This is a genomic window from Zavarzinia sp. (genome assembly GCF_049306435.1).
In the GTDB taxonomy this organism is placed as follows: Bacteria; Pseudomonadota; Alphaproteobacteria; order Zavarziniales; family Zavarziniaceae; genus Zavarzinia.
Genome location: NZ_JBAQRT010000163.1, coordinates 1 through 8,968, shown reverse-complemented (window position 1 = coordinate 8,968; position 8,968 = coordinate 1). Strand labels below are relative to the sequence as shown.

Here is an 8,968-nt window from a genome sequence, read left to right as displayed (position 1 = left end):
CCCGTCGCCTCTTCCAGCCGGTTCAGGCGGAATTCGACATCGTCCTGCAGGCGCTTCATCTCGGCCTGATTGCGGTCGGCGGTATTCTGCGCCTCTTCCATCTTGCCGGTGAGGCGGCGGATTTCCTCCTCGAGGGCGGAAAGCCGAAGATCGAGCTGGGCCGTGGCAGCGGTCGATGTCGTGGACTGGGCGAGCTGGATTTCCGTCGCCGTGTCGGACAATTCGGCGAGATGGTCCCGCAGGGCGCCGAGGTCGCCAGCCGCCTGCCCCAGCGCGGGGGCGGTCCAGGCGGCCATCAGCAAGGCGCCGGCGACGGGCAGGCAGGACGGACGGCTGAACAGACGGAACATGGGGCAGATCCTCGAATCGACCGGGCCAGCTTGAATTCAGGCCTGTTTAATTGACGAAGGACCTTGGCGAAAGCATGACGCCGCCCTTCGAACATGAAGAAGCCCGCCCCGGCATATGCCGGAGCGGGCCATCCTCTACCGTTCCAGATCCGCGAAGCGGACCAGGATCAGTTCACGCGGCTGAAGCCACGACGGTTCTGGGCCCACGAGGTCTCGTCCGAGCCGACCGCGAAGGGACGGTCCTTGCCGTAGGAGATGACCTGGAGACGGTTCGCGTCGACGCCGAGCGAGATCAGATAGGCGCGGGCCGAATTCGCACGACGCTCGCCGAGGGCAAGGTTGTACTCGCGGGTGCCGCGCTCGTCGGCATGACCTTCGATGGTCAGCGTGACCGCAGGGTACTTCGCCAGCCAGGCGGCCTGAGCCTGCAGCGTGGCCTGGCCTTCCGGCTTCAGGTTGTACTGATCGAAGTCGAAGAAGACGCTGTCGCCGGCGTTGGCGGCCAGATCTTCCTGCGAGCCCGGAGCATAGGAAGCGCCGGTGCTGGTGGAGGCACCGCCCGTGGTGGCTTCCGGGGTGGAGGAGCAGGCAGCCACGACGAAGAGGGCCGCGACGAGGCTGGCGATCTTGTAGCCGGGATGAGTGAAGCGCATAGCAGTAGAACTCCTGAGGGTGCAGCGCTGTCGGTGCGCGCCGAGCGGCATGGAGGTATCGCTGGATGCAGAAATATCATCTCGCACTTGCGAAATCCACTGCGCCGTGCGCGGAAGGACGCGAAGGAAGAGGTAGCACTACCGCTTCCTTCGCTCTAGTGCATAGACGCAACACCCGACCAACTTCGCCAAAATTAAGGCAGGGGTTTCACCTTAAGGATTGAGCGGCGACCAGGCCGGATCGGAGCCGTCGAGCGGGGTCGGCATCAACCGTTCGTTGAATCCCGTGACGTCGACGGAATAGAGCTTCACCGAGCCCGAAGCGCCCGGAGACTGGCGGAAAAAGGCGATGACGCGGCCATTGGGGGCCCAGGTCGGGGCTTCGTCGAGGAAGCTCTCGGTCAGGATCCGCTCGCCCGAGCCGTCGGGTTTCATCACACCGATCGAGAAGCGGCCGCCCTTCATCTTGGTGAAGGCAATGTAATCGCCGCGCGGCGACCATACCGGCGTTGCATAGCGGCCGTCTCCGAACGATATGCGTTTTCCGCCGCCGCCGCCCGCGCTCATGATGTAGAGCTGCTGGCTGCCGCCCTGATCGGAGTTGTAGACGATCTGGCTGCCATCGGGCGAGAAGCTGGGCGAGGTGTCGATCGCGGGGCCGGAGGTCAGCCGGTTGAACTTCCGCGTGCGCAGATCGATCGCGTAAATATCGGTATTGCCGTCGCGGGCCATCGACATCACGACGCGATTGCCATCGGGCGAGAAGCGCGGCGCGAAGGTCATGCCGGGGAAATCACCCAGGACTTCCTGCTGTCCCGTGTCGATGTTGAACAGGTAAACCCGCGGCTTGTCGTTGAAATAGGACATATAGGTGATCGTCTGGTCGCGCGGGGAAAAGCGCGGCGTCAGCACGAGATCCTTGCCCGAGGTCAGGAAGCGGTGATTCGCGCCATCCTGATCCATGATGGCGAGACGCTTCACGCGCCGGTTCTTCGGTCCCGATTCCGAGACATAGACGATGCGGGTATCGAAGTAGCCGTCGTCGCCGGTCATCTTGCTGTAGATCGTGTCGGCGATGATATGGGCGACCCGGCGCCAGTTGGCGGTATCGGCGGTGAAGGCCGTGCCCGTCATCTGCTGTTCAGAATTCAGCTCCCACAGGCGGAATTCGAAGGCGGTCTTGCCGCCCTGGGGCACCACCTTGCCGGCGACCAGGGCATCGGCCCCGGCCCCGCGCCACGACGGGAAGGCCGGCTGGGCCTGCAACTGGTCGGGCGACTGCGGGAAGGTGCCGGCCGGAATCGGCTTGAACAGGCCCGAGCGCTCGAGATCGGCCGAGATCACTTCCGCGATCTGGCGCCCGAGATCGCCACCGGCGAAATTGGGGATGGCGATCGGGATCGCCTGGCGCGAGCCATCTGGAATAACAAGCGCATTTTGGGCCAGCACCGGCCCCGTCAGGGCCAGCACCCCGCCGAGAGACAGGGCAAGACCGAGGGCCAGGGCCCTCGCGGCACGGCTTCCCTCGCGGGAAACTCGGAGAAAATAGCGGGTCATCATCACGTCCGTCACGGCGAGTCACCGAATCACATCGGTGCAGACTAGGGGGCAAAAATGGCAAAGGCTTGTTCCTCGCGCCACCCGTCGCCCCCGCAATGGCGGCGATTATCCCGGCCTGTTGCCCATCGGACTCGCCCGCCCCCGCCTCAGCGGTCGGCGATCGCCCGGTGGTGGCGGATCACTTCGCCGATGATGAAGTTGAGGAATTTCTCGGCGAATTCGGGGTCGAGCCGGGCCGATTCGGCCAGCCCGCGCAGGCGGCGGATCTGCTCGGCCTCCCGCGCCGGGTCGGCCGGGGGCAGCTTGTGCCGGGCTTTCAGGGCCCCCACGGCCTGGGTGCACTTGAAGCGCTCCGCCAGCATGTGGACGAGGGCGGCATCGATATTGTCGATACTGTCGCGCAGGCGCTGCAATTCGGGCAGGACCGCCGACACGTTGTCCTGTTCGACCGGTTGCACCATCCCTTGCCTCCTCCTCACGTTCTCGAATCGGCCAACGCTGGCCGAAATGTCGCCGTTTCGCAAGGTTCCCGCCTATTGCCGCCAAAGGCGAACGCCAATACCATTCGCGCCATAAAGATAATGAAGGGCACGAAGCATTGACCAATCCCCCGGGCGCCCCCCGGCCGGGCGCGGTCCGGCGCAAGCCGGCGGAGCGCGGCGCGGCGCGGACGATCGAGAGCGACGACGCGGATTCCTTGCGCGCCGGGCGGCGGCGGCTGGGTGTCGTGCTGAAGCCGGCGGCGCAGGCGCGCAGCCGCAACAAGCTGGAGCGTCTGCTCGAGGTCGGGCTCGAGATGATGAACGAGATCGGCTTCGACCGGATGCGCGTCGTCGACATCGCCGAGCGGGCGGGCTGTTCGACCGGCGCCTTCTATCAGCGCTTCGCCGACAAGGAAGCCCTGCTCGAAGCCCTGGCCCAGCGTTTCGCCGAAAAGGCCTGGACCCTGCTCGACACGATGCTGATCCCGGAGCGGTTCGAGGGCCAGCCCTTCGCCGTCGTCATCCGGCGCATGGTGGTGGTCATGGTCCGCCTCGCCAGCGCCCATGGCGTCCTGCTGCGCGAGGTGGTGCGGGCCTCGCTGCGCGACATGCGGACCTGGACCTATTTCAGCGCCATGCGCGACCACATGATGGACCGGCTGTTCGCCGTCGCCCGCCATTACCCCGAAGTCATGCCCAAGGCCGAGCCGGGTGGCCCGATCGAACTCGCGGTGCAGATCATCCTGTCGTCCCTGATCAGCCGCTCGCTGGCCGATCAGCGCATCATCGCGATTTCCGATGACGACTACGCCGCCGAAATGGCCACGGTCATGATCCGCTACCTCGTGATCGAGGACGCGCCCTGGGATGCCGCCCTGTCGCCCACCGTGGATTAGGCCCGCGCCCGCCTGGCCGGCCGTGTCACGCTCTCGTCGTCACGAGCTCCCGGTATTCGCCGGGACGGCGGGGACGTCGCGAGCGCGAGAAAAGCCCCGTCCCTAACGATCGTGGCGCGAGGTGGTGACGCCCGGCGGGTCGTTGAAGACGAAGAGCTTGGGATCGAAATCCCCGCCCAGCTTCACGTCGTCGAGGGTGACCACCGTGTTGATGCCCTGCGCGTCGAGCACCTGCCACTGGCGGAATTCGAAGGGATTTTCGGTGAAGATCAGGGTCAGGCGGCCATCGTCCTTGTTGGCGGGGGCGATGACCGAGACGCCGAAAGCCTGGGAATCCCGAACGACATCGGTCACTTCGAGGCCGTCGTCGAATGCGACTTTCTCGCGGACGAGGACGCCGATCGGTGTCCGGCCCAGGGGGTAGCGGTCGACCTGCTTGATTTCCTTGTCGTAGACGATGAGCCAGGTGCCGTCCGAGACGATGAGCAGGGGCACCGGCGGGTCATATTCGAAGCGCAACCGGCCGGGCCGGCGCAGGAACAGCTTGCCTTCAGCCATGCCGCCGTTGGAATCGACCTGGGTGAACCGCGCCTCGAGCGTGCGGAAACTGTTGAACAGCCCCTCGACCCTCGCGACATCGGCCTTGTCGCGGTCATTCAGGGTTGCGGCGCGGGCGGTGCCGAACAGCGGGGCGGCGGCAAGGCCGAGGGCCAGGCCGAGAAGCCCCCGGCGGTTCGGGGCAAAGAACATCGTCGACATGGCGCGAAAGGTGATCCAGCAATCTGGCCAAAGCAAGGCCGAAGGGTACATGACGGACCAACACCCGCCGCAAGGTGCTGTTCCGCGCGGACGGGCGGCCTTGAAGACCGGCGCCCGGGCCGTCATTCTGTCGGGACGTCGCCGCGCGCGCGGAGGAGAGCAGCAATCCATGGGCACATCCGGTTTCATCTCGGGACTGCTCGACACGATTTCCAACCGCGGCCGTTCCCTGTTCGAGCGGGGCAAGGGGCCGGCGGCCCTCGGCCTGAACGGCGGGCGGCCGGATTTCGGCCCGCTCGTCGAGGCGCTGCTGTCCGGCCGGGGCGAAGCCTCGGGCGTCGCCCGGGCGCGGCGCATCCTCGATCTCTGGACCGCCGCCAACGACGACGGCAAGCGCGATTTCCTGCTGCTGCTGGCCAGGGTCTATGGCCCCCGGCTGGACCGGCTCGATGCCGCGATCGACGCCTATCAGGCCAATCCCGGCCCCTCGACCATCAGCGCCGTTTCCCGCGCGGCGGAGCCCCGGCGCCAGGAAGTGCTGCGCCGGCTGAATCTCGCGCCCGGCGGGATTTCCTGCCTCGTCGAGATGCGGCGTTTCCTGCTGACGATCCGGGGGCAGGACCCGACCCTGCCCGCCCTCGACGAAGATTTCGTCCATCTGTTCTCGAGCTGGTTCAACCGCGGTTTTCTCGTTCTGAAGAAGATCGACTGGTCGACCCCGGCCAATCTCCTCGAGCGCATCATCCATTACGAGGCGGTGCACCAGATCCACGGCTGGGACGAATTGCGCCGCCGCCTGGCGCCGCCCGACCGCCGGCTCTATGCCTTCTTCCATCCCCAGCTGGTGGATGATCCGCTGATCTTCGTCGAGGTGGCGCTGGAGCCGGCGATTCCGGGCACGATCCAGGATGTCCTCGCCGAGAAGCGCGAGCCGATCGATCCCGCCCGGGCGACCACGGCGGTGTTCTATTCCATCTCCAACTGCCAGGAAGGGCTGAAGGGCATTTCCTTCGGCAATTTCCTGATCAAGCAGGTGGTGGAGGAGTTGCGCCACGACATGCCGCAGATCGATACATTCGTCACCCTGTCGCCGATCCCGGGCTTCGCCCGCTGGCTGGATGCCCGCCGCCATGCCGCGGGCGAGGACGCGGGGCAGGATGAAGCCTTCCCGACCCCGGCGGAGCGGGACATCCTGCAGGCGCTCGACCGGCCGGACTGGACCCTGTCGCAGGAAATCTCGGCCGCGGTCAACGCCGTGCTGCTGCGGGGCGCGGCGCATTATTTCCTGAAGGCCCGCACCGCCGACGGGCGGGTGATCGACCCCGTGGCCCGTTTCCACCTCGGCAATGGCGCGAAACTGGAGCGCATCAACCCGCTGGGCGACCGCTCGATGAACGGGATGCGCCAATCCCACGGTCTGATGGTCAATTACCTCTATCGCCTCGAGGAGATCGAGGCCAACCACGAAGCTCTGGTGACAAGGGGCGAGGTCGTCGCCGCCCCCGCCGTCCTGGCCCTGCTGGCGCCGGCCCCGCCGCCGGAGGAGGCTTCGGGCGGCAGCGTGGGCGATCGCCTGCGCCGCCTGTCGCGCCGGCGGAAAGTCGCCGCCGTGGAGGAATGATGGCGAACTATCTCTTCGACCGCCTGCTCTCGTCGGCGGTGCCGCCGGATCGCCCCTTCATCCAGCCGGGACCGGGGCCAGGCCTCGATTACGGCGGCTTGCGGCGGGCCACGGGGCGCCTCGCCCATGTCCTCCAAGGGCTCGGCGTCCTGCCCGGGGACCGGGTCGCGGTGCAGGTCGACAAAGGCGTCGACGCCATCGTGCTCTATCTTGCCTGCGTGCGGGCCGGGGCGGTGTTCCTGCCCCTGAACACCGGCTATACCCCGGCCGAGATCGATTATTTCGTCGGCGACGCCAGGCCCCGCCTGCTTGTCGTTGGCACCGGCGGCGTGGCGGCGGCGCGAGAGATCGCGGCGCGTCACGGCGCCCGGGTCGAGACGCTGGATCCGGCCGGCGGCGGCAGCCTGCAGGTCGCGGCGGCACGGGCGCCGGACGATTTCGCGACGGTGCCCCGGGGGGCGGACGACCTCGCCGCCATTCTCTATACCTCGGGCACCACCGGGCGCTCCAAGGGGGCGATGCTGTCCCATGCCAATCTGGCGTCCAACGCGGAAACCCTGGTCGACTACTGGCGTTTCACCGCCAGCGACGTGCTGATCCACGCCCTGCCGATCTTCCATACCCATGGCCTCTTCGTCGCGACCAATGTGATCCTGCTCGCCGGTGCCTCGATGATCTTCCTGACGAGGTTCGACGCGAGCGAAGTGCTGTCGCTGATGCCCCGGGCGACCTGCCTGATGGGCGTGCCGACCTTCTATACCCGCCTTGTCGATCACCCCGGTCTCGACCGGGCGGCGGTCGCGGGGATGCGGCTGTTCATCTCCGGCTCCGCCCCGCTGCTGGCCGAAACGCACCGGGATTTCGCCGACAAGACCGGCCAGGCCATCCTCGAGCGCTACGGCATGACCGAGACCAACATGAACACGTCGAACCCTTACGACGGGGAGCGGGTGCCGGGCACCGTCGGCTTCCCGCTGCCGGGCGTTACCTTACGCATCACCGATCCCGAGAACGGCGCGGCCCTGCCGCCCGGCGAGATCGGCATGATCGAGGTGAAGGGCCCCAATGTCTTCAAGGGTTACTGGCAGATGCCCGAGAAGACCGCGGCGGAATTCCGCCCCGATGGTTTCTTCATCACCGGCGACCTCGGCCTTGTCGACGCGCGCGGTTACGTGCAGATCCTTGGCCGGGGCAAGGACCTTGTGATTTCGGGCGGTTTCAACGTCTATCCCAAGGAAGTCGAGGGCGAGATCGATGCCCTGCCCGGCGTGATCGAGAGCGCGGTGATCGGCCTGCCCCATGCCGATTTCGGCGAAGGGGTGACGGCGGTCGTCGTGCGCCGCAAGGGCGCCGATGTGACCGAGGCGGGGGTGCTGGAAGCCCTGACGGGGCGGCTGGCGAAATTCAAGCAGCCCAAGGCGGTGATCTTCGTCGACGATCTGCCGCGCAACACGATGGGCAAGGTGCAGAAGAATATCCTGCGCGAGACCTACAAGGGTCTCTACAAGCCTTGAGCATCGCCCCGGCGGGAGCCGGGGCGATGCGGCAGCGTCACGAGAAGATCGTGGCGAGCTTTTCGTTCGACGAGAAGGCGGGGGTCGCCTTACTCATGTCGCTGATCTGGCCCCAGGCGGCGGCGACGTCATCGGCGGTCGCCTCGGCGCCCAGCTTCACGCCCGCGCCCTCGACGATCTGGACCAGCGAGTAGTAACCCGCGCCGGCTTCGAGGATGACGCCGTTCGGGCTGTTTTCCTGCACGAGGTGCAGGACGCCCGAGGTGACGAGTTCCGGCTTCAGGGTCTCGAGCACGGCCGGCGGCAGCAGGTTCTCGGTCATGCGGGTGGCGGCGACCGGCGCGATCGTGTTCACGCGGATGTCGTTCTTCTGGCCTTCCAGCTTGATGGTGTTCATCAGGCCGACCAGGCCGAGCTTGGCCGAGCCGTAGTTGGCCTGGCCGAAGTTGCCGTAGAGGCCCGACGCCGAGGAGGTCATGACCACGCGGCCGTAGTTGTTGGCCTGCAGGTGCGGCCAGGCGGCCTTGGTGACATAGACCGAGCCGAGCAGATGCACTTCGAGCACCAGACGGAAATCGGCGAGTTCGCCCTTGGCGAAGCTCTTGTCGCGCAGGATGCCGGCGTTGTTGATCAGGATGTCGAGCTTGCCGTAGGTGTCGATGGCGGTCTTCACCAGGGCTTCGGCGGTCTCGGGGGTCGAGACGGAATTGGTGTCGGCGACGGCTTCACCGCCGAGCGCCTTGATCTCGTCGACGACGCGCTGCGCCGCGCCGGCCGAGGAACCCGAACCATCGACGGCACCGCCGAGATCGTTGACGACGACCTTGGCGCCGCGCGCGGCCAGTGCCAGGGCATGGCTGCGGCCGAGGCCGCCACCGGCGCCGGTGACGATGGCGACGCGATTGTCGAAGCGAATGGACATGCGAACTCTCCCTTTTTTCTGTCTTTCAAGCGGATACAAGGCCCGGGGGTTCTATCGCGAACGGCGGACGGAAGGTCAAGCGCGCATTGTGCCCCGCCGCCGGCCGGTGGCGCTCAGCGGGGGGGCTGGGGCGGCAGACTGGCCAGCAGGGCGTCGCGCTCCGCCCTGGTCAGGCCGAGCCAGCGGCCTTCCGCGTCGACCGGCTTCACCT

9 protein-coding genes are annotated in these 8,968 nt (G+C 66.8%); 3 read left to right on the top strand and 6 right to left on the bottom strand.

The annotated features are described in order from the left end of the window. The 4 genes from WAZ62_RS09100 to WAZ62_RS09085 form a co-directional block, all read right to left on the bottom strand. The coding region (locus WAZ62_RS09100) for a hypothetical protein (protein WP_422643208.1) at positions 1 to 350 on the bottom strand (350 nt) is incomplete at its 3' end. A gap of 167 nt (positions 351 to 517) precedes the next feature. Further along, positions 518 to 1,003 (bottom strand): peptidoglycan-associated lipoprotein Pal, encoded by a 486-nt coding sequence (gene pal / locus WAZ62_RS09095; protein ID WP_422643207.1) that lies wholly within the window; start codon positions 1,001 to 1,003, stop codon positions 518 to 520. A 213-nt stretch (positions 1,004 to 1,216) separates the two neighbouring features. Beyond that, a complete protein-coding gene (gene tolB / locus WAZ62_RS09090; protein WP_422643210.1) occupies positions 1,217 to 2,560 on the bottom strand; it encodes a Tol-Pal system beta propeller repeat protein TolB in 1,344 nt (447 codons plus the stop codon). 149 nt (positions 2,561 to 2,709) lie between these two features. Beyond that, positions 2,710 to 3,024 carry a chorismate mutase gene (locus tag WAZ62_RS09085; RefSeq protein ID WP_422643206.1) on the bottom strand — a complete coding sequence of 105 codons (315 nt, stop codon included), beginning with the start codon at positions 3,022 to 3,024 and terminating at the stop codon, positions 2,710 to 2,712. A 137-nt stretch (positions 3,025 to 3,161) separates the two neighbouring features. Here WAZ62_RS09085 and WAZ62_RS09080 point away from each other — a divergent pair, with 137 nt between their 5' ends. Continuing rightward, complete coding sequence (locus tag WAZ62_RS09080; RefSeq protein ID WP_422643205.1) at positions 3,162 to 3,941, top strand: TetR/AcrR family transcriptional regulator; 780 nt, start codon at positions 3,162 to 3,164, stop codon at positions 3,939 to 3,941. A 102-nt stretch (positions 3,942 to 4,043) separates the two neighbouring features. Here WAZ62_RS09080 and WAZ62_RS09075 read toward each other — a convergent pair whose 3' ends face one another. Then, the gene (locus tag WAZ62_RS09075; protein ID WP_422643204.1) at positions 4,044 to 4,700 is read right to left on the bottom strand and encodes a LolA family protein; all 657 of its coding nucleotides are present in this window, start codon (positions 4,698 to 4,700) and stop codon (positions 4,044 to 4,046) included. 169 nt (positions 4,701 to 4,869) lie between these two features. Between WAZ62_RS09075 and WAZ62_RS09070 the strand changes: the two genes are divergently transcribed. Both WAZ62_RS09070 and WAZ62_RS09065 read left to right on the top strand, forming a co-directional pair. Then, positions 4,870 to 6,321, top strand: coding sequence for a malonyl-CoA decarboxylase (locus WAZ62_RS09070; protein WP_422643203.1), 1,452 nt, complete (start codon positions 4,870 to 4,872; stop codon positions 6,319 to 6,321). Beyond that, the gene (locus WAZ62_RS09065; protein WP_422643209.1) at positions 6,321 to 7,835 is read left to right on the top strand and encodes a malonate--CoA ligase; all 1,515 of its coding nucleotides are present in this window, start codon (positions 6,321 to 6,323) and stop codon (positions 7,833 to 7,835) included. Before WAZ62_RS09070 ends, WAZ62_RS09065 begins: the two co-directional genes overlap by 1 nt. A 37-nt stretch (positions 7,836 to 7,872) precedes the next feature. Here WAZ62_RS09065 and WAZ62_RS09060 read toward each other — a convergent pair whose 3' ends face one another. Next, positions 7,873 to 8,757 carry an SDR family oxidoreductase gene (locus tag WAZ62_RS09060; protein WP_422643202.1) on the bottom strand — a complete coding sequence of 295 codons (885 nt, stop codon included), beginning with the start codon at positions 8,755 to 8,757 and terminating at the stop codon, positions 7,873 to 7,875. Between the last annotated feature and the right edge of the window lie 211 nt (positions 8,758 to 8,968).

What these genes read in the sequence shown, in the direction of transcription:
- pal (WP_422643207.1), bottom strand. Translation starts at nt 1,003, where the DNA reads ATGCGCTTCACTCATCCCGGCTACAAGATCGCCAGCCTCGTCGCGGCC.
- tolB (WP_422643210.1), bottom strand. Translation starts at nt 2,560, where the DNA reads ATGACCCGCTATTTTCTCCGAGTTTCCCGCGAGGGAAGCCGTGCCGCG.
- WAZ62_RS09085 (WP_422643206.1), bottom strand. Translation starts at nt 3,024, where the DNA reads ATGGTGCAACCGGTCGAACAGGACAACGTGTCGGCGGTCCTGCCCGAA.
- WAZ62_RS09075 (WP_422643204.1), bottom strand. Translation starts at nt 4,700, where the DNA reads ATGTCGACGATGTTCTTTGCCCCGAACCGCCGGGGGCTTCTCGGCCTG.
- WAZ62_RS09070 (WP_422643203.1), top strand. Translation starts at nt 4,870, where the DNA reads ATGGGCACATCCGGTTTCATCTCGGGACTGCTCGACACGATTTCCAAC.
- WAZ62_RS09065 (WP_422643209.1), top strand. Translation starts at nt 6,321, where the DNA reads ATGGCGAACTATCTCTTCGACCGCCTGCTCTCGTCGGCGGTGCCGCCG.
- WAZ62_RS09060 (WP_422643202.1), bottom strand. Translation starts at nt 8,757, where the DNA reads ATGTCCATTCGCTTCGACAATCGCGTCGCCATCGTCACCGGCGCCGGT.